20 protein-coding genes are annotated in these 18,389 nt (G+C 58.8%); 6 read left to right on the top strand and 14 right to left on the bottom strand.

Features of this window, described 5'->3' with window-relative positions; translation table 11 throughout:
* Positions 1-19 precede the first annotated feature (19 nt).
* Positions 20-1,654: a SulP family inorganic anion transporter gene (locus tag GOX66_RS09075; protein ID WP_170761786.1), complete on the bottom strand. Its 1,635-nt coding sequence runs from the start codon at positions 1,652-1,654 to the stop codon at positions 20-22.
* A gap of 205 nt (positions 1,655-1,859) precedes the next feature.
* Here GOX66_RS09075 and GOX66_RS09070 point away from each other — a divergent pair, with 205 nt between their 5' ends.
* Positions 1,860-2,732: an S-methyl-5'-thioadenosine phosphorylase gene (locus GOX66_RS09070; protein WP_170761784.1), complete on the top strand. Its 873-nt coding sequence runs from the start codon at positions 1,860-1,862 to the stop codon at positions 2,730-2,732.
* A gap of 18 nt (positions 2,733-2,750) precedes the next feature.
* Here GOX66_RS09070 and GOX66_RS09065 read toward each other — a convergent pair whose 3' ends face one another.
* Entirely contained in the window at positions 2,751-3,617 is an 867-nt protein-coding gene (locus GOX66_RS09065; protein ID WP_170761782.1) for an alpha/beta hydrolase, read from the bottom strand.
* 240 nt (positions 3,618-3,857) lie between these two features.
* Between GOX66_RS09065 and GOX66_RS09060 the strand changes: the two genes are divergently transcribed.
* Both GOX66_RS09060 and GOX66_RS09055 read left to right on the top strand, forming a co-directional pair.
* A complete protein-coding gene (locus GOX66_RS09060) occupies positions 3,858-4,865 on the top strand; it encodes a DUF418 domain-containing protein (RefSeq protein ID WP_170761781.1) in 1,008 nt (335 codons plus the stop codon).
* A 61-nt stretch (positions 4,866-4,926) separates the two neighbouring features.
* Positions 4,927-5,556: a LysE family translocator gene (locus GOX66_RS09055; RefSeq protein WP_170761778.1), complete on the top strand. Its 630-nt coding sequence runs from the start codon at positions 4,927-4,929 to the stop codon at positions 5,554-5,556.
* 3 nt (positions 5,557-5,559) lie between these two features.
* On the opposite strand, the gene GOX66_RS09050 is transcribed toward GOX66_RS09055, so the two are convergent.
* Positions 5,560-5,733, bottom strand: coding sequence for a hypothetical protein (locus tag GOX66_RS09050; protein WP_200818616.1), 174 nt, complete (start codon positions 5,731-5,733; stop codon positions 5,560-5,562).
* Between the two features lie 106 nt (positions 5,734-5,839).
* Between GOX66_RS09050 and GOX66_RS26040 the strand changes: the two genes are divergently transcribed.
* Together GOX66_RS26040 and GOX66_RS09045 are read left to right on the top strand one after the other, a co-directional pair.
* Positions 5,840-5,974 (top strand): hypothetical protein, encoded by a 135-nt coding sequence (locus GOX66_RS26040; protein WP_272871504.1) that lies wholly within the window; start codon positions 5,840-5,842, stop codon positions 5,972-5,974.
* Positions 5,975-6,054: 80 nt separating this feature from the next.
* Positions 6,055-6,594, top strand: coding sequence for an adenine phosphoribosyltransferase (locus GOX66_RS09045; RefSeq protein WP_170761774.1), 540 nt, complete (start codon positions 6,055-6,057; stop codon positions 6,592-6,594).
* A gap of 129 nt (positions 6,595-6,723) precedes the next feature.
* Here GOX66_RS09045 and GOX66_RS09040 read toward each other — a convergent pair whose 3' ends face one another.
* The 11 genes from GOX66_RS09040 to coxB all read right to left on the bottom strand — a co-directional run bounded on the left by GOX66_RS09040 (position 6,724) and on the right by coxB (position 16,691).
* Positions 6,724-8,136, bottom strand: a complete 1,413-nt coding sequence (locus tag GOX66_RS09040; protein WP_170761772.1) for an FAD-binding oxidoreductase — start codon at positions 8,134-8,136, stop codon at positions 6,724-6,726.
* 38 nt (positions 8,137-8,174) lie between these two features.
* Positions 8,175-8,993, bottom strand: a complete 819-nt coding sequence (locus tag GOX66_RS09035) for an MBL fold metallo-hydrolase (RefSeq protein ID WP_170761770.1) — start codon at positions 8,991-8,993, stop codon at positions 8,175-8,177.
* A gap of 108 nt (positions 8,994-9,101) precedes the next feature.
* Positions 9,102-9,686 (bottom strand): GNAT family N-acetyltransferase, encoded by a 585-nt coding sequence (locus GOX66_RS09030; RefSeq protein WP_170761768.1) that lies wholly within the window; start codon positions 9,684-9,686, stop codon positions 9,102-9,104.
* On the bottom strand, positions 9,686-10,948 hold the full coding sequence (locus GOX66_RS09025) for an insulinase family protein (RefSeq protein ID WP_170761766.1): 1,263 nt from the start codon (positions 10,946-10,948) through the stop codon (positions 9,686-9,688). The genes GOX66_RS09030 and GOX66_RS09025 overlap by 1 nt, the downstream gene beginning before the upstream one ends.
* Positions 10,945-12,333 carry a threonine synthase gene (gene thrC, locus GOX66_RS09020; protein WP_170761764.1) on the bottom strand — a complete coding sequence of 463 codons (1,389 nt, stop codon included), beginning with the start codon at positions 12,331-12,333 and terminating at the stop codon, positions 10,945-10,947. The genes GOX66_RS09025 and thrC overlap by 4 nt, the downstream gene beginning before the upstream one ends.
* Positions 12,330-13,007, bottom strand: a complete 678-nt coding sequence (locus tag GOX66_RS09015; RefSeq protein ID WP_170761762.1) for an SURF1 family protein — start codon at positions 13,005-13,007, stop codon at positions 12,330-12,332. The genes thrC and GOX66_RS09015 overlap by 4 nt, the downstream gene beginning before the upstream one ends.
* A 168-nt stretch (positions 13,008-13,175) precedes the next feature.
* Entirely contained in the window at positions 13,176-13,991 is an 816-nt protein-coding gene (locus GOX66_RS09010) for a cytochrome c oxidase subunit 3 (protein ID WP_170761760.1), read from the bottom strand.
* A gap of 22 nt (positions 13,992-14,013) precedes the next feature.
* Positions 14,014-14,589 (bottom strand): cytochrome c oxidase assembly protein, encoded by a 576-nt coding sequence (locus tag GOX66_RS09005; RefSeq protein WP_170761758.1) that lies wholly within the window; start codon positions 14,587-14,589, stop codon positions 14,014-14,016.
* Entirely contained in the window at positions 14,589-14,750 is a 162-nt protein-coding gene (locus GOX66_RS09000; protein WP_170761756.1) for a hypothetical protein, read from the bottom strand. Before GOX66_RS09000 ends, GOX66_RS09005 begins: the two co-directional genes overlap by 1 nt.
* Positions 14,747-15,703 carry a heme o synthase gene (gene cyoE / locus GOX66_RS08995; protein WP_170761754.1) on the bottom strand — a complete coding sequence of 319 codons (957 nt, stop codon included), beginning with the start codon at positions 15,701-15,703 and terminating at the stop codon, positions 14,747-14,749. The genes GOX66_RS09000 and cyoE overlap by 4 nt, the downstream gene beginning before the upstream one ends.
* Positions 15,704-15,779: 76 nt before the next feature.
* On the bottom strand, positions 15,780-16,691 hold the full coding sequence (coxB, locus tag GOX66_RS08990; protein ID WP_170761752.1) for a cytochrome c oxidase subunit II: 912 nt from the start codon (positions 16,689-16,691) through the stop codon (positions 15,780-15,782).
* A 176-nt stretch (positions 16,692-16,867) separates the two neighbouring features.
* Between coxB and tldD the strand changes: the two genes are divergently transcribed.
* The gene (gene tldD / locus GOX66_RS08985) at positions 16,868-18,289 is read left to right on the top strand and encodes a metalloprotease TldD (RefSeq protein WP_170761749.1); all 1,422 of its coding nucleotides are present in this window, start codon (positions 16,868-16,870) and stop codon (positions 18,287-18,289) included.
* Positions 18,290-18,389: the final 100 nt, after the last annotated feature.

Here is an 18,389-nt window from a genome sequence, read left to right as displayed (position 1 = left end):
GTCTGGCCGCCTTTTAAATTCAGTGCCCACCCAGAATGCCGGTGCGGACCGAGTAATCCACGGCCAGTTCGTAATCCGGGTCGTCGTCGCTGTCGACCATCAGGTGACCTGCCTTGTTCAGCAGTTTATGGCAATCGCGGCTGAGGTGGCGCAACATTACTCGCTTGCCCGCGGCCTCGTATTTGGCGGCGATGTTTTCGATGGCTTGCAGGGCCGACTGATCCACAACGCGGCTATCGGCAAAATCCACGATTACGGTATCGGGGTCGTTCGGCACATCGAACAGCTCAACAAAGCCGTCGGACGAACCAAAGAACAACGGTCCTTCAATCTCATAGACCTTTGCGCCCTCTTCCGAAGACGACTCGCGCGTGACCGCATGGATACGCTTGGCATTGTTCCAGGCATATGCCAGCGCCGAGACGATCACACCAACAACCACAGCAACCGCGAGGTCCTCCATGACGGTCACGACGGTCACCAGCACGATGACAAACGCGTCCATCAACGGCACCTTGCGCATGATCTTGAACGAGTTCCAGGCGAAGGTTCCAATCACCACCATGAACATCACGCCAACCAGAGCAGCCAGCGGAATCTGCTCGATCAGGGGCGAAGCGAACAGAATGAAAATCAGCAGGAACAGGGCCGCAGCGATCCCCGCAATACGGGTGCGACCGCCAGATTTCACGTTGATCATCGACTGACCGATCATCGCACAACCACCCATACCTCCGAAGAACCCAGTGGCGACGTTCGAGACGCCCTGCGCAATACATTCCTGCGAGGCTCCACCGCGTTTGCCGGTGATTTCACCGACAAGGTTCAGGGTCAGCAGGGATTCGATCAGGCCAATTGCAGCCAGAATGACGGCATAAGGCAGGATAATTTCCAAGGTTTCCCAGTTCAACGGAACCGTCGGGATGTGGAAGGCAGGCAGGCCGCCTTCGATTGAGGCCAGATCCCCAACGCGCGGCACGTCCAGACCAAAGCCGATTACCAGCGCAGCCACGACAACGATCCCGGCCAGCGGCGCGGGCACGATGCGCGTGATGCGTGGCATGATCCAGATAACGACCATCGTCAGCGCCACCAGACCCAGCATGGTGTAAAGCTGCAGACCCGAAAGCCATTCCCCCCCACTCATGCCGTGACCGGTGTTTTCCATGGTACCCGGAACCTTGAACTGGCCCATCTGGGCCAGAAAGATTACGATGGCCAGACCATTCACAAAACCCAGCATCACGGGATGCGGCACCAATCGGATAAAGCGCCCCCAGTGCATGGCACCGGCGATCACCTGCAGAATGCCCATCAAAACCACCGTGGCGAACAGGTATTCGACCCCGTGCTCGGCCACCAGAGCAACCATAACCACAGCCAAAGCCCCGGTCGCGCCCGATATCATGCCCGGACGGCCACCGATCAGCGCGGTGATCAGACCCACCATGAAGGCAGCGTAGAGTCCGACCAGAGGATGCACACCGGCAACAAACGCAAACGCCACCGCTTCAGGAACCAGAGCCAGCGCCACGGTCAGACCGGACAACAACTCGATCCTTAGGCGCGAGACGGTCAGCCCCTCATCCGGCATCCAGCGGAGATCGGGTTTGGCTATACGATTGGCAAAGCTTGCCAGCATGGCTCGGGGCATAAGGCGTCCTGTTGGTTTGTTTGTTCGCGCGAAAGGGGCCTTCTACCCGGCAATCGGTTTCAGAGGTACTGCGTCAGGCGGGACCCTGATATGCGTCTGGCGCATAGCGGACATTCAGCCAACACAAACCGTTGAAGCCACTTGCCAAATCTTCTGCCGGCCCGCAGAAACTTCGTAACGGTTTTTTTCCATATGGAGCGCAGCAATGACCCAGACGAAAATCGCCATTATCGGCGGATCAGGCATTTACGACATCGACGGGCTGGAAAACGCGGAATGGGTCACGGTTGAAACGCCTTGGGGCAATCCCTCGGATCAAATCCTGACAGGGTCGCTGAATGGTGTGGCCATGGCCTTTCTACCCCGCCACGGGCGCGGCCACGTGCATTCACCGACCGAAGTACCCTATCGCGCCAATATTGACGCGCTGAAACGGTTGTGGGTGACGGACGTGATCTCGGTATCCGCCTGCGGCTCGTTTCGTGAACACATGGCGCCCGGGGACTTCGTGATCGTCGATCAGTTCATCGACCGGACCTTTGCACGTGAAAAGAGTTTTTTCGGCACCGGCTGTGTCGCCCATGTCAGCGTCGCCCACCCGACCTGTCCGCGCCTGTCAGACGCCTGTGAAGCCGCTGGCAAGGCCGCTGGCATTACCGTCCATCGCGGCGGCACGTATCTGGCGATGGAAGGACCGCAGTTTTCGTCTTTGGCTGAATCAAGGATGTATCGCGAGCACTGGGGCTGCGACGTGATTGGCATGACCAACATGCCCGAGGCGAAACTCGCCCGCGAGGCCGAGCTTTGCTATGCCTCAATCGCAATGGTCACCGATTTCGACAGCTGGCACCCGGACCACGGCGAGGTCGACGTCACCACGATCATCGCCACCCTGACTGGCAATGCCGAAAAAGGGCGCGCTCTGATCAAAGGGTTGCCCGATCTGCTGGGCGCGGAACATACGCCCTGTCCGCACGGCTGCGACCGGGCGCTGGAATACGCGATCCTGACCGCGCCCGAAAAACGCGATCCTGCCCTGTTGGCCAAACTGGATGCCGTCGCCGGACGGATTCTCTGAGCCGCACCGAGACCTGCTTCAGCTTTGGGGCAGGTTCCTCTGCACTTCGTCCCACAGACCATATGACCACAGATCGTTGTGCTCTCCGTCCGGGATAACGTGCAACTGGGCCGTCTCACCTGCCATCGTCGCCAGCGCTTCCCCATGGTGCAAGGGAACCGTCTCATCCTCGGTGCCGTGGAAGATCAGCGTTGGTACCGTTACTTGATCTATGAAATCACGCGTCGCGAACTGGTCTTTCATCAGAACGGAGACCGGCAGCCACGGATACCGTTCCGCTGCAACGTCCACTGTCGCGGTAAAGGGCGCTTCGAGGACCAGCAGTTTCGCCTGCGGGCGCCGCTCCGCCACCGCGGCGGCCACACCCGTCCCAAGACTTTGACCGTGCAATACAATTTCGGTGTCCTTGGCATCCAGACGATCAAACATCTCAACACCATCAGAAATCAGAGTCAGTTCCGAAGGCTCGCCCTCACTGCCCGGAAAGCCGCGATAGCTGGGCGCGAGCAGCCCGAACCCGCTGTTGAGGATTTCGCGCAAACGATCGGCCCGGTCGCCCAGATTTCCGCTTTGCCCGTGAAAGAACAGAACCGTTGGCGCGCCTTCGATCGCGGGCGGTGCGGACCATGCCGTCAGCACCACCCCATCGGACATGGGCAGCGAAATCACATCGACATCAGCCAGTCCGACCGCATTGGGTGCGGGCAATTCACCTTCGGGTTTGTACAGCAGGGATTGCTGGTTGGCATACATATAGCCGACGATGCCCGCGTAGAGCACGCCGCCGACAAGGAAAATAAGGATCAACGCGCCCTTCAAACGGGCGGTCTTTGACCGGACGGTTTCAGAAAGCCCGCCGGATTGTGCGTGGTGTGTATGCGTCATCGACCCCTCCGACCGTTTGGTTTCACCCCGAGTTTGGGACTCTCTGGGCGTGTTTCAAGGAACATGCACAAAGCTTAATCCAATCTTAAATCGGGCACAGTGACGTCAGGAAAGTCGATCAGGCGTGCCTCGTCTTGACAAGTTAGTCCGTTTCTCTCGATTTGTTTACCTGAAACAGTCCCTTAAGCCGCATTCGCGCCATAAATACCCAGCAGAACGCTGCCGGAACAGAGGACAGCCATGATACGACTAAAGGCGTTGGACGCCGCCCGGTTTTTAGCCTTTTGCGGCATGGTGCTGGTGAATTTCCGCATCGCAGCTCAGGTCGCTCCGGGTGATGATTGGGCATCGGCTCTGGTCGACACTCTGGAAGGCCGCGCCGCTGCTCTGTTCGTCATTCTGGCCGGGATCGGCGTCGGTCTGTCACGCGTTTCGGCAGCTATACTGCTGCGGCGCGCGGCGTTTCTGTTCGGGCTCGGGCTGATCAACATGACGGTCTTTGACGCTGATATCCTTCATTTCTACGCGCTTTACTTCGTTGTCGGCGCTGCTTTCCTGACCGCAACGGAACGCAGGCTGTGGCTTGGCGCGCTTGCGGTCATCGTGTTGTCCGTTCTGGCCAATCTGGTTTTTGACTATGAGCGGGGCTGGGACTGGACCACGCTGAGCTATACCGACCTCTGGACCCTGCCCGGTTTCCTGCGCAACGCCCTGTTCAACGGCTGGCACCCGGTTCTGCCCTGGGCGGCGTTCCTACTGATCGGAATGGCCATAGGGCGGTCAGACCTGAACACGATCTGCATTCAGCATCGCCTGATCATGTGGGGCTTTGGCGCGGCGATGCTGGCGCTGATTCCGCGGATGCTGGTATCAGACCCGGAACTGGTTGTGTTTCTGGGCACCGAATCCATCCCGCCCGGCCCGTTCTATATCCTGGCTGGGACAGGTACGGCCTGCGTAGTGATCGGGCTGCTGCTGAAACTGTGGCCAATGATCGAAACGCTGCGCCTCGGCCCCGCCCTGACCGCGCCCGGACGCCAAAGCCTTACACTGTATATGGCACACATCCTGATCGGTATGGGCTTGCTGGAGGAAGCCGGACTATTGGACGGATCTCTCAGCGCGCCGCAAATCGTAATCTATGCTCTGGGGTTCTGCGGCCTGTCTTCGGTTTTCGCCCTGCTTTGGTTCCGCCGGTTCAAACACGGCCCTTTGGAGGCGCTGATGCGCCGCGTCACCGAACCATGAAAGGCTTGACCTCACCGCCAGACCGGGGCTTGGTGTGAACGACATCACGACAGGAAACCCCATGTCCCCCGAGCTTTGGCTGGCCTTCGTGGCCGCATCGACCGCGTTACTGCTGATCCCTGGCCCGACTGTGCTGCTGGTGCTCAGCTATGCCCTGTCCAAAGGGCGCAGTGTGGCTGTGGCCTCGGCCACCGGAGTTGCGGTGGGGGATTTGGTGGCGATGACGGCCTCGCTGCTGGGGTTGGGCGCATTGGTTCTGGCATCGGCCACCCTGTTCTCCGTGCTGAAATGGGTGGGGGCGGCGTATCTGGTGTGGCTGGGTATCAAATTGCTGCGCAGTGCGCCCTCTGGCGGCCTGAATACCGTCAAAACCAAACGGGACGTAACAGCCCACAGCGTATTCGGCCACGCGGCCGCTGTCACCGCGTTGAACCCGAAATCCATCGCGTTCTTCATCGCCTTCGTGCCGCAATTTCTACGCCCGGCTGAACCGCTGGGCCCTCAATTCACCATCCTGATTGCAACCTTCGTGGGTCTGGCCTGGCTGAACGCGCTGGCCTATGCCCTGCTGGCGGATCGTTTGCGCCTTATGATCGGCCGGGCCGGCACTATCACGGCACTGACCAGGTTCGGTGGGCTTACTCTGATTGGAATGGGCGTGGCGACCGCCGTGCTGCGTCGCCCAGCCTGAGGGTCATTCCTCGGCGTTTTCTTTCATGAAACCTCGGATAAAACGCCGAATTTCACGCGCGGCCGAGGTATCCAGCTCTTTGCAAAGCTCGACAAATGCGTCTCGTTCATCCTTGTCGAGACGCAAGACCAACTGACTGTTTTTCTTGGTAGAAGCTTTACCGTCTTTCTTTCCCACGCGTCCTGATCCCATCCGACTCTTGATTCTCAAAGCGATGCATTGTATATACATAGCATAGAGATTGTAGTTATCGAGCAACTAACAATAAAAAAGGATTATGGCAATGAACCTTCATTCTGCTCAGGCATTTCTTTTGCGAGACCAGCGCAATTGGCGCAAACCACACCTGTCATGGTTGCCTGCCGCGCTTTATCGCTACTATGGTCTGCCGAAAGCCACTCCGGAACGTCGCAAGTGAGGCAACTGCAATCACTCCTTGCATGACTGACCCCGATGGGCCAAACAACCCAGCGTGTTTTGACGCCAAAGGGGTTGGTTATGTCCAGAAACAAATCAGTCAAGGATTACATTCGTACGATTGTTGATTTCCCGCATGATGGAATCATGTTCCGGGACGTCACTACCCTGTTCGCCGACCCGCGGGGGTTTCGCGTCGCGATCGATCAGATGCTGCACCCTTATGCGGGTGAGCGGATCGACAAGGTCGTGGGCCTTGAGGCGCGCGGCTTTATTCTTGGTGGAGCCATCGCGCATCAGTTGAGTGTGGGTTTCGTGCCGATCCGAAAAAAAGGCAAGCTGCCCGGCACCACGATCAGTCAGGATTACAAGCTGGAATACGGTGAAGCCATCGTCGAAATCCACGATGATGCCATTCAACCCGGCGAGAAAATCCTTGTGGTTGACGACCTGTTGGCGACAGGTGGAACTGCCGGCGCCGGCATAAAGCTGATTGAACGTCTGGGCGGCGAAATCGTCTCATGCTCGTTCATCATCGACCTGCCCGAGCTGGGAGGGCGAAAAGTGCTGGAAGAAATGGGCATGGATGTCCACGTTCTTTGTGAATTCGAAGGGCTTTGACCACAAATAGCCGCGTTGATGTCACGACACCCGTTCCAACAAGGTCAGTTGCAGCAGTTTTTACAAGCTGGCCTTCGTTGAAACAGTCAGCGCGATGGCAGGGACGCGTTCCGAGCGAACATAGACCAATTACTTCAGAACCGCGCCGGGGTTCATAATCCCTTTGGGGTCAAGGGCAGCTTTGATCGCTCGCATCGCCTTCAACTTTGCCGGGTCTCCATAGCGCTCCAGATCGTCCGTTTTCAGGCGTCCAATCCCATGCTCGGCGCTGACCGATCCGCCAAACTCATCGACTAGGTCATGCACGGCGCGTTTGACGGCCTGCCTTTGCCCATCAAATTCCGTGCGGAGATGCCCTTGCGGCGGGAACACGTTGTAGTGCAGGTTCCCATCCCCAAGATGCCCGAAACAGTTGATGCGGAACGGTCCAAGCCCCGCAACGACCTCGGCACCCCGAAGGATGAACTCAGGAATGCGAGAGATCGGCACCGAGATATCGTGACTTGAGACCGATCCGATCAACCGGTTCGCTTCGGGGATACGTTCACGCACAGCCCACAGTTCCATATGCTGCGCCTCGCTCTGAGCGATAACCGCATCCGCAACAAGGCTGGCTTTGTCCGCCACCCTGTAGAGCTTTTCCAGAGCATTTGATGGCGACAAACCCGACGACAGCCCCAATTCGATCAGTACGCACCATTCAGGCTGCTCGGTAAAAGGCTGCCGGACATTCGGCAGAACCTCCGACAAGAATTGCAGCCCCTGCTGATGGATCAACTCAAATGAGCTGACCGCCTCACCCACCTGATCCCGCGCCAATGCCAGCAACTCGATCGCCGCTTCAGGTGAGGCAACCTGAAACATCGCCGTTCCAACCGCCTCGGGGCGCGGAAACAACTTAAGCGAGGCCGCCGTGATAATTCCCAGCGTACCCTCGGCACCGATCAACAGGTTGCGCAGGTCATACCCGGTGTTGTCCTTTCGCAAACGGCTCAATCCGTGCCAAATCTCCCCGCTGGGCAGAACCGCCTCAAGCCCCAGGCACAGATCGCGGGCATTGCCATAGCGCAGCACATTCACGCCGCCTGCATTCGTGGCGAGGTTCCCTCCGATCCGGCAAGAGCCCTGAGCAGCCAAGGACAGGGGAAACAGCCGATTGGCACCCTCGGCAGCAGCCTGAATATCGGTAAGAATAGCGCCAGCTTCGGCAATCAGGACATTTTCTGTTGGATAGACCTCTCGGATGGCCGTCATCCGCTCCAACGAAATCAACAGAGGTGCGGGGCGATCCGGCATGACTTGCCCCCCCACAAGCCCCGTGCCGCCGCCATAAGGAACCACCGGCACCAACGCTTCCGAGGCCATCCGCACCAGCGCGGCCACCTGTTCGACCGTTCGCGGCATAGCCAGGAGGCCCGCATGCCCGGCAAAACGGCGCCGCGGCTCCTCCAGATAACGGTCCGCAATAGGACGCAAAACGTCGTCGCCCAGTTCAGTGCGGATTAATGCGGCAAGGCGTTCATCGGCAGGATTCAATGTCATACCCATTCCTTGCCTAAGGCGCGGTGTCGCGACAAGCCCTATTCCAGTTCAATCAGATAGCGCGGTTCCAGCACTACGACTGTTGGCCGGTCAGGCAAAGTGCGCAGGGACACGGTGATTTCCGACACTCCATCGCGCTCGACCGGGAAATCACTACGAATATCGACCAGAAACCGATCCAGAGAAAATCCTGAAAACCAGTGCATCGGGATGATGACCGAGCTTTTCAGCCGCTTCAGAACCGAGATCATCTCGGGCAGCGGCATCGTCGTACCCCCGTCCACTGCAGCCATCACCACATCCAGCCGCCCCAGGGCCGCAAATTGTTCGTCCGTGGGGACGTGGTGCAGGTGCCCCAGATGGCCGATGCATAGCCCTTCTATCTCAAACACAAAGATCGAATTGCCCCGTTCCTCGACCCCTCCATAGGCCGAGCGGATATCGGTCGAGACATTACGCACCAGCAAGTCCCCCAGATCGAGGTGATGCTCGATCCCCTGCCCGAACTCTCCCCATCCCGGTAGAACATACGGTATGGCCGGATCAGGATGCGCGGTCCAATGAGTGCTGTGCGCGTGGTTCATGGTTACGATGTCGGGGATCAGATCGGCGCTGCCGATAAAGCCGGTAAAATCCGTCACGGCATTCAGCCCGCCCTGTGTCTGGATCAGAAAGGATGCATGGGCGATATAGCTGATCCGGACGGAATAGTCCGGGATCGGGTCAGTCCAGGCGGCTTTTTGAATAAACTCAATCCCCGGCGCGGCGTCCGCAATGGCGACACAGTGGCTCGGCCGCCGCTCCTGCGCCACGGCCCCGCCCGAGATCACCAACAATGCCGCAACAATCCAGCGCATGGGGGAAGTGTAGCGCAACCAGCCGCCAAGTCATGCCCCTAGTTCATCTGGCCAAAATAACTCGGGAGAGACACGGCCGGGTGACCCCCCCAAGCCCCGCAGGCGTCTCTAACCAGCGTCTGTCTTCCCGCGCCGATCCGACCGCAGGCTGGCGTACAACACATGAGTCCGCCACCGCCCGTTGATTTGCAGGTAAGACTGCGCCACACCCTCGTATTTGAAGCCAGAGCTTTCCAGCAACCCGCGTGAGGGTTTGTTTTCCGGCAAACAGGCGGCCTCAATGCGGCTCAGGTCCAGACGGGTGAAGGCATGATGGACCACCGCGCCGATCGCTTCGCGCATGTATCCGTGACGAGCAAAGGCCTCGCCGGTCCAATATCCTAGCGTCCCTGCCTGTGCGGGGCCACGGCGGACGTTATCCAGCGTGATCGCCCCAACAAGCACATCATCGGACCGACGGAACAGAAACAGGGGGATCGCGGTGCCGCTACCCACTGAGCGCTGCGCCCAGTACACCCGGTTGGTAAAGGACTTCCGGCTCAGGTGATCCTTGGCCCAGATCGGTTCCCACGGGGTGAGGAAATCTCTGGACGAACGCCGAAGCGCCGCCCAGTCGTTAAAGTCGGAATGGACAGGCGGGCGCAGACTCAAGCGCTCGGTTTCGAGTTTCAGCTTGCGTCTGCCCAACAGCATCACGCCGCACGCCTCTCCTGCAATTCTGCCAGTGTGGGCGCGTCTGATACCGGACCATAAAGCGCCAGAGCGGCCGGGGCCTGCACGGCCATCTTTTCAGCAAAGGCACGCACATCTTCGGTGCTGACCGCATCGATCTTGGCAACCGTGTCCTCAAGCGAGGGTACCCGGCCCCAGATCTGCACCAGCCGTGCCAGACGTTCAGCCCGGTTCGAGGGGCTTTCCAGACCCATAAGCATCCCGGCTTTCATCTGCGCGCGGGCGCGGGCGACCTCTTCGGGGCTCATATCTTCGGCGGCGCGCTTCATCTCATCAATGGTGATGGTGGCCAGCTCGCCGACTTGATCAGCGGACGTGCCTGCATAGATCGTCGTCGTACCGGTATCGGCATAGGCCCCGGTCTGGGCAAAGATTGTATAGCAAAGCCCGCGCGTTTCACGCACTTCCTGAAACAGGCGCGAGGACATGCCACCACCCAACGCCGTTGAATAGATCTGCGCGGTATAAATCGCGTCGTCCCTGTAACCGGGGCTTTCCAGTGCCAGCGCAAAATGGGCCTGCTCAAGCTCTTTTTCCTGCCGCGCTTCACCGCCGGTAAATCGGGCGGGTTCGGCGATCAGACCTTTGCGCGATTGCAGATGGCCAAACATCTCTTCGGCCAATTTCATCAGCGCATCGTGGTCCACAGCGCCCGCTGCGGACAGGATCATCTGTTCCGGACCGTAATGTTCCGCAACAAATCCCGACAGATCCTCGCGCGAGAACGCGCTGACCCGCTCGGTTGGCCCAAGAATCGTACGACCCAAGGGCTGATCGTGATAGCTCTGCTCCTGCAGCCAGTCAAAGATCACGTCGTCGGGCGTGTCACAGGACTGGCCGATCTCCTGCAGGATCACGCCGCGCTCAACCTCAATCTCGCGCGGATCGAAGATCGGGTTCAGAACGATATCGCCAATGACGTCCATCGCCAACGCCACATCGTCTTTCAGAACCCGCGCGTAATAGGCCGTCACCTCGCGCGAAGTATAGGCATTGATGTAGCCGCCAACATCCTCGATCGCCTCGGCGATTTGCAATGCAGACCGGCGCTCAGTTCCCTTGAAAGCCATATGCTCAAGGAAATGGGCGATGCCGTTCTGTTCTATCCGTTCGTGCCGCCCGCCGGCGGTTACCCAGATGCCGATGGCCGCCGATTGCAGCCCCGGCATATGTTCACTGACGATACGAAATCCGTTCTTCAGTTGGTCTTGTCTGACAGTCACTCAGCGATATGCCTTTTAATATGATCCTCAAGGGCACCCAGATCATTTGCGATGCGGGTCACCCGTTCCGGACGTTCATACAGATCAGACATGCGCGAGGGAAGAGGCGGATGTACATCGCTGGCCTTCTCAACCGCCGCCGGGAACTTCGCCGGGTGCGCTGTGGCCAGCGTGATCATCGGCACATCGGCAGCGCGGTGGTCCTCGGCGACTTTGATGCCGACGGCCGTGTGAGGGCAAACAAGCTCGGCGCTGTGGGTCAGTGTGGACCTGATCGTCGCCAGCGTTTCCTCCTCGGACACCCGGCCCGAATCAAAGCTCTCGCGCAGTGCTTCCATCGCGCCCTGGCTGACACTGAAACCGCCTTGTTTCAGTTCATCCATCAACTGCGCGATGGCATTGCCATCTTCGCCATAGGCGTAATACAGCGCACGCTCAAAGTTCGAGCTGACCTGAATATCCATCGATGGGCTGATCGATGGGATGGTGTCGCCTTTGAAATACCCCTCGCCTGACAGGCAGCGATGCAAGATATCGTTCTGGTTGGTCGCGACCACCAGACGGTCAATAGGCAGGCCCATGCGTTTGGCAAGGTAGCCCGCGAAGATGTCACCGAAATTGCCGGTCGGCACGGTGAAGCTGACCTTGCGATGAGGCGCACCCAAACTGACCGCGGCAGAGAAGTAATAGACGATCTGCGCCAATACGCGGGCAAAATTGATCGAGTTCACGCCCGCCAGTTTCACACCATCTCGGAAGTCGAAATCGTTGAACATATCCTTGAGTGCAGCCTGGCAATCGTCGAAATCGCCGTCTACCGCCAAGGCACTCACGTTGCTGTCCGCAGGCGTTGTCATCTGGCGGCGCTGCACCTCGGATACGCGGCCATGGGGGAACAGGATGAACACGTCCACTGCGTCCAATCCCCGGAAGGCCTCTATAGCGGCCGAACCGGTATCACCACTGGTCGCGCCAACGATCGTCACGCGATCGCCCCGTCGTTTCAGGGCAACCTGGAACAGCTGACCGATCAGTTGCATGGCAAAGTCCTTGAAGGCCAAGGTCGGCCCGTGGAACAGCTCAAGCAGGAAGTGGTTTTCGTTCAGCTGTTTCAGCGGCGCACGTGCGTCGTGGCCGAAGCCCTCATAAGCGCGCCCAATGATAGCTTTGAACTCATCTTCGGCAAATGAGCCGCTGACATAAGGCCACATCACACGAAAAGCGATCTCTTCATAAGGCTGACCTGCCAGAGCCGCGATTTCGTCGTGCGTCATCACCGGGATCTCGGCGGGCAGATACAGGCCACCGTCACGGGCCAGCCCGGTCAGCATCGCCTCTTCAAATGTCAGTTCGGGCGCTTGCCCACGGGTCGAAATATATTTCATTGCTCTTCACTCTTTGAAGGGGCGCGGTTGCGCCACAGGAAATAACCGGTCATCGCGGCCCAGACTAGTGCCAGGCCAAACCATGTGATTGCGTATTGCAGGTGGTCGTTCGGAATGCCCGCTGCATTGACCGGCAACGGCGTTACGCCCGGATCGGTCTGCGAGCGGGCGATGAGCATTACGGGCTCTGCCCCCAGGGCTGCGGCCAGGTTGGGCACGTCGCGGGCAAACCAGATGTTGTCGTCGATATCAGGCTCGGGGGTATAGCTGTCGATCTCAACCGGCCAGTGCAGGTTGCCGGTGACTTCCATCTGTCCCGTTTGCCGTTCTGCCTGCTTTGCAGTTGTCGGAACAAAGCCCCGATCCACCAGAATGGTCCGGTCTTCGGTGCTGAAGGACTGGATAATGCGGTACCCTGCCCCAACCTGCTTGACCGAGACCAGCACGTGTATTTCTCCCGGCTCCATCTCACCCGATATGGTGACCGGCAGGTATCTGTCATCTGCCAGAGAGATCCTGTCCGGCAACTCAACCGGCTCGCCCGCGATGCGTGTTTCGATCTCGGCCAGAACACCCTGTTTCCACGCCAATCGCTGCAGCTGCCAGAATCCCAGCGACAACAGAATCGCCAAACCGGCAATACCAAAAATCAGCAGGAACAGGATGCGGCGCATATCGGGACCAGATTTCTATGTATGACGGCTCGGATAGAACCGGCGTCTTGTTAAGGGGGGCACGGGTAAAATTGCAACCACGCAATTGTATCGGGCGCAATCTTGCGCCCTGATAGAGAAAAAGCCGCCCACAAGGGCGGCTTTTGCAATTGATCAGCCTGACCGGCGTTACATCAGCGGGGCCTGACCCCAGATGTAGACTGCGAAGAACAGGAACAGCCAGACAACGTCAACGAAGTGCCAGTACCAGGCTGCGGCTTCAAAGCCCACGTGCTTCTCCGGTGTGAAATCTCCGCGCAGCGCCCGGATCAGGCAGACCGACAGGAAGATGGTGCCGATGATGACGTGCGCACCGTGGAAACCCGTTGCCATAAAGAAGTTCGAATAGAACTGATCTCCGCCGAATTTCCAGCCATCATGGGCCAGCAGTTCGAAGTATTCAAAGCCCTGCAGCGCAGTAAATGCGATGCCCAGTGCAATACCGATTGCCAGCCCCTGCACCAGAGCCTTGCGGTCGTTACCATGCACCAAGGCATGGTGCGCCCAGGTGATGGCGCAGCCCGACAGCAACAGAACCAGGGTGTTGATCAGCGGCAGGTGGAACGGGTCAACCGCGTGGATATCCGGCTGGATGTATTCGGTGCCGGCATAGTCGTACATCGGATACATGCGATGTTTGAAGAACGACCAGAACCAGGCAAAGAAGAACATTACCTCGGACATCACGAACAGGATGAAGCCGTAACGCAGGCCGATGCGCACTACCGGTGTGTGATCACCCGCGCGGCTTTCGGCCACAACGTCAGACCACCAGGCAAACATGGTGTAGAGGACAGCCACCAGACCGGCCCAGAACATGAACGGCGTGATACCGTGCATCCAAAGGACGGCTCCAAACAGCATCGTAAACCCGCCGATCGCGCCAATCAGCGGCCAGATCGAGGGGTTCAGAATGTGGTAGTCATGATTTTTTGCGTGTGCCATCAGTGTCCCTCACCTAAAGGCTTTAGTTCGTTGTTGTATCAGCCTGCTTCTCAAGGGCGGCATAGCCCTCGGGCAGGTCAATTTCGTAGAATGTATACGACAGAGTGATCGTATGCACATACCTGGCTTCAAGATCTTCGACCATTTCCGGATCGACGAAGAATGTCACCGGCATCTGGACCCGTTCACCGGGCTCCAACACCTGCTCTTCAAAGCAGAAACAGGCGATTTTCTGGAAATAGCCACCAGCCGAATAGGGTGCAACGTTATAGGACGCCTGCCCGGCAATCGCTCGGTCGGTGGGGTTATACGCCTCATAGAACGCCAGCCCGGTTTCGCCGATCCGCACTTCCATCTCGCGTTCAACCGGCTTGAATTCCCATGCCATGTCCTTGGCTTTTGAGGCGTCAAAGCGGACGGTGACAGTGCGGTCCAGAATATCGTCGGGCGCGGTCTCGGCCACGCCAGTCGTGCCGCCAAACCCGGTGACACGGCAGAACCAGTCGTAGAACGGCACCGCCGCCCAGGCCAGGCTGCCCATCAGGACAACCACACCCACCGTCTGCGCAACGGTCTTCTGAGGACCAGACAGCGCCATCAGTTCTGCACCTCGTGCGTCGCCATTCCGAAATCCGTGCCCGAGACTTTAACGATCGTCAAGCCGAAGATGATTACGATAAAGGCGGCCAGCGTCAGGCCAACCCCCAGATTGCGGCTGAACCGGCGTTGATGCAATTCGTGGCTTTTACGCAGGCTCATGACCAGCCTCCCAGCCCATAAGGTTTCAACAGCGCTTCAACCAGAATCGCGCCGAAGTGCAGGAAAAGATAGAGCAGCGAGAGTTTGAAGAAAGAGCGCTCGACCTTGAAATTGTCGGCTTCAGCGTCCTCCTCGGTCCGACGGGAAATTCGCCATGCGCCACGCAGGAACAGGGCATTCATTACCACCGCTACGGTCAGGTAGAACGGGCCGCCAATACCCGAAAACGCCGTACCGACAGCCAGAAGGGCCAGCAGGCCAGTGTAGAATAGGATATGCCAGCGTGTCGCGCGGCGACCGTGCGTGACGGTCAGCATCGGAACGCCCGCGTCGTCGTAATCAGAGCGCATGAACAGCGCCAGCGCCCAGAAATGCGGCGGTGTCCACATGAAGGTCAGGGCAAACATCAGCCACGGCTCGATCGACATCGAACCGGTGGCTGCGACCCAACCAATAACCGGAGGGAACGCTCCGGCCGCGCCACCGATCACGATGTTCTGCGGCGTCAGGCGTTTCAGCCACATCGTGTAGATGACGACGTAGAAAAAGATCGTGAATGCCAGAAAGGCTCCGGCGAACCAGTTCGTCGCCAGACCCAGCATGATCACTGCCAGCCCGGACAGCGCCAGTCCCAGTGCCAACGCCTCGCCTTCTTCAACTTTACCCGATGGAATCGGACGGCCCTTGGTGCGTTTCATCACCTTGTCGATATCCGCGTCCCACCACATGTTCAGCGCGCCGGACGCGCCGCCGCCGATAGCGATAAACAGGATGGCGCAGAAGCCGACAAAAGGGTGCACAGGAACAGGCGCCGCCAACAGGCCAACCAAAGCGGTGAAAACGACCAGCGACATCACGCGCGGCTTCAGCAGCGCGAAGTAATCGCCAAAGCTGGCCTCGTCCGCGCGGGTTTGCGCGGTTACGGTGCTGGCATTGATGCTTGCGTCGCTCATTTCCGGTCCTTCTGGGGCGAAAGCTGCGCAAAACCTGCGCAGCCTGCATCATATTTCAATTAGGCCGTGGCCTAATTCAGTTCGAGGCAACCTGATAGGTCGCAGGCTGACCGGCATACTCTTCCAGAGCCCCCTGCAGCCATTGCTCATACGCTTCTTCGCTGACCACTTTGACGGTGATCGGCATATAAGCGTGGTCCTTACCGCACAACTCCGAGCACTGACCGAAGTAGATGCCTTCCTTGTCAGCCTGGAACCACAGCTCGGCCAGACGCCCGGGAACGCCGTCCTGTTTTACGCCGAAGGACGGGATGGCCCACGAGTGGATCACGTCTGACGCAGTGACCTGCATGACAACAATCTTGCCAACCGGAACGACCACAGCAGTGTCCGTAGCCAGCAGCCACTCGTCTTCGCCATAGCCCGCGTCGGTCAGCTTGGCGCGCATCGCGTCATCCAGAACAAATGGGGTTACGTCTGCATCCGCAGGGCGTGCACCTTCGTCCAATGTGGCCGGATGTCCCAGCAGGTAGCTGTCGAACGCAAAGTCATGGTCTACATATTCGTAGGTCCAGTACCACTGGTTGCCGACGACTTTGATGACCACGTCACCTTCCGGAATTTCCTGCTGCTTGAACAGAACCGGCAGCGAAAAGGCACCGATAAAGACCAGAATCAGAATCGGACCCAGAGTCCATGCGATTTCAACCGGGGTGTAGTGCGAGAATCGCGCCGGAGTCGGATTAACACGCGAGTTATAGCGCACGATGCAGTAGATCAGCAGGCCCGCAACCAGCAGACAGATCGCGGTGATGATTACCAGAATCATACCGTCCAGCCGCTGAATCCCACTTGCAAGGCTGGTGGCCGCAGGCTGGAATCCCAAGCCGCCATCGACCGGCTTGCCAATAATCTCAAGCTCCTGAGCCATGGCGGGAAGGCTGGAGAGGGCTGTCACAAACCCCGAAAGCATCAAAGCATTCTTCATTTTCTGTCCTGATCGTTTGATCTTTACGTCCCTGGCGAAAAGGCGTGAATCGGTCACACCTCACCCGTTGTCTTTGGCCGCGTTAAAAACCATATTCCTTCGGGTAGATAAAGCAAAATGCTTGCGTCAAACAGACGCTATTTTTGATCTGGATCAAACTCGAAAGGTCCCATCCGATGCCAAACGACCCGTTTCGCCCTTTTGAAAGCGCTCTTCCGAGGGACGAAGCGCTTGCGGTATTGCAGTCTGCCACTGCCGGGGCCGAGGACGGAGAACTGTTCGTTGAACGGCGAAAATCCGAGTCTCTGGTCTTTGACGACGGGCGTTTGCGCACCGCTTCTTATGACGCGTCCGAAGGGTTTGGCCTGCGGGCCGTGCAGGGCGAAGTTGCTGGCTATGCGCATTCCACGGACGTATCGATTCCCGCGTTGAAACGCGCGGCTGAAACGGCCCGCCTTGCCGTGGGAGATGGCGGCGGTGTGCTGGCCGATGCCCCCCGCGCCACCAATACGCGCCTGTATACGGACGAAGACCCGATCGAATCCGCCAGCTTTCCGGTCAAAATTGAAACGCTGCGCGAGATCGATGCCTTTGCCCGCGATCTGGATCCACGCGTTGTACAGGTCAGCGCCACAATCGCCGCTGCCGTGCAGGAGGTCGAGATTCTGCGCCCCGACGGCGTTCTGGTGCGTGATGTACGCCCGATGACTCGTCTGAACATCTCGGTCATTGTCGAACAGAACGGTCGCCGCGAAAGTGGTTCTGACGGAGGCGGAGGCCGTGTGGGGCTGGACGGTCTGATCGATCCGGCCGACTGGCAGGGCAAAGCGCGCGAGGCGCTGCGGATCGCACTGGTCAACCTCGACGCCGTCCCTGCCCCGGCCGGTGTAATGGAGGTTGCCCTTGGCCCCGGCTGGCCCGGCATTCTACTGCACGAGGCCATCGGTCACGGGCTGGAAGGCGATTTCAACCGCAAGGGAAGCTCGGCCTTTGCCGGGCTGATGGGGCAGCAGATCGCGTCGAAAGGCGTGACGGTTGTGGATGACGGCACCATCGCGGATCGGCGTGGTTCGATTACGGTGGATGACGAAGGTACACCAAGTTCGCGCACAGTATTGATCGAGGATGGCGTCCTGACCGGCTATATGCAGGACCGCCAGAACGCTCGCCTGATGGGCGTGGCACCCACCGGAAATGGGCGGCGACAAAGTTATGCACACAAGCCCATGCCACGTATGACCAATACAGTGATGCTGGGCGGCGACGCCGATCCGGCCTCGCTTGTGGCCGATATCAAAGACGGCATCTGGGCCGTCGGCTTTGGCGGTGGTCAGGTGGATATCACCAATGGCAAGTTCGTGTTCTCCTGCACCGAGGCGTACCGGGTCGAAAACGGCAAGATTGGCGCTCCGGTCAAAGGCGCAACCCTGATCGGCGACGGACCGTCCGCCCTGAACCGCATCCGGGGGCTTGGCAATGATATGGCGCTCGATCCGGGCATGGGCACCTGCGGAAAGGACGGCCAGTGGGTACCGGTAGGCGTCGGCCAGCCAACCGTATTGATGGACGGCCTGACAGTCGGCGGATCGGCGGCCTGACACAGAATCGGTCACGAGAATGGTTAACCTCGTGCACCAACGACCATCCGGTTTTGACGCCGGCTTGAAGCCCCCCCCCTTTAAGCCGGCATATTATTTT

The sequence above is a fragment of the Ruegeria lacuscaerulensis genome, assembly GCF_013031245.1.
Lineage (GTDB): Bacteria > Pseudomonadota > Alphaproteobacteria > Rhodobacterales > Rhodobacteraceae > Ruegeria > Ruegeria lacuscaerulensis_C.
Note: the sequence above shows the minus strand (reverse complement) of the source record. Positions and strands in the feature narration are given on the sequence as shown.

Excerpts from the sequence above, each read along its gene's own strand:
- GOX66_RS09010 (WP_170761760.1), bottom strand. The coding sequence starts at position 13,991 with ATGGCACACGCAAAAAATCATGACTACCACATTCTGAACCCCTCGATC.
- GOX66_RS09015 (WP_170761762.1), bottom strand. The coding sequence starts at position 13,007 with ATGCGCCGCATCCTGTTCCTGCTGATTTTTGGTATTGCCGGTTTGGCG.
- GOX66_RS09075 (WP_170761786.1), bottom strand. The coding sequence starts at position 1,654 with ATGCCCCGAGCCATGCTGGCAAGCTTTGCCAATCGTATAGCCAAACCC.
- GOX66_RS09065 (WP_170761782.1), bottom strand. The coding sequence starts at position 3,617 with ATGACGCATACACACCACGCACAATCCGGCGGGCTTTCTGAAACCGTC.
- cyoE (WP_170761754.1), bottom strand. The coding sequence starts at position 15,703 with ATGAGCGACGCAAGCATCAATGCCAGCACCGTAACCGCGCAAACCCGC.
- GOX66_RS09070 (WP_170761784.1), top strand. The coding sequence starts at position 1,860 with ATGACCCAGACGAAAATCGCCATTATCGGCGGATCAGGCATTTACGAC.
- GOX66_RS09055 (WP_170761778.1), top strand. The coding sequence starts at position 4,927 with ATGTCCCCCGAGCTTTGGCTGGCCTTCGTGGCCGCATCGACCGCGTTA.
- GOX66_RS09000 (WP_170761756.1), bottom strand. The coding sequence starts at position 14,750 with ATGAGCCTGCGTAAAAGCCACGAATTGCATCAACGCCGGTTCAGCCGC.
- GOX66_RS09045 (WP_170761774.1), top strand. The coding sequence starts at position 6,055 with ATGTCCAGAAACAAATCAGTCAAGGATTACATTCGTACGATTGTTGAT.
- tldD (WP_170761749.1), top strand. The coding sequence starts at position 16,868 with ATGCCAAACGACCCGTTTCGCCCTTTTGAAAGCGCTCTTCCGAGGGAC.
- GOX66_RS09005 (WP_170761758.1), bottom strand. The coding sequence starts at position 14,589 with ATGGCGCTGTCTGGTCCTCAGAAGACCGTTGCGCAGACGGTGGGTGTG.
- GOX66_RS26040 (WP_272871504.1), top strand. The coding sequence starts at position 5,840 with ATGAACCTTCATTCTGCTCAGGCATTTCTTTTGCGAGACCAGCGCAAT.
- thrC (WP_170761764.1), bottom strand. The coding sequence starts at position 12,333 with ATGAAATATATTTCGACCCGTGGGCAAGCGCCCGAACTGACATTTGAA.
- GOX66_RS09035 (WP_170761770.1), bottom strand. The coding sequence starts at position 8,993 with ATGCGCTGGATTGTTGCGGCATTGTTGGTGATCTCGGGCGGGGCCGTG.
- GOX66_RS09030 (WP_170761768.1), bottom strand. The coding sequence starts at position 9,686 with ATGCTGTTGGGCAGACGCAAGCTGAAACTCGAAACCGAGCGCTTGAGT.
- GOX66_RS09060 (WP_170761781.1), top strand. The coding sequence starts at position 3,858 with ATGATACGACTAAAGGCGTTGGACGCCGCCCGGTTTTTAGCCTTTTGC.
- coxB (WP_170761752.1), bottom strand. The coding sequence starts at position 16,691 with ATGAAGAATGCTTTGATGCTTTCGGGGTTTGTGACAGCCCTCTCCAGC.
- GOX66_RS09040 (WP_170761772.1), bottom strand. The coding sequence starts at position 8,136 with ATGACATTGAATCCTGCCGATGAACGCCTTGCCGCATTAATCCGCACT.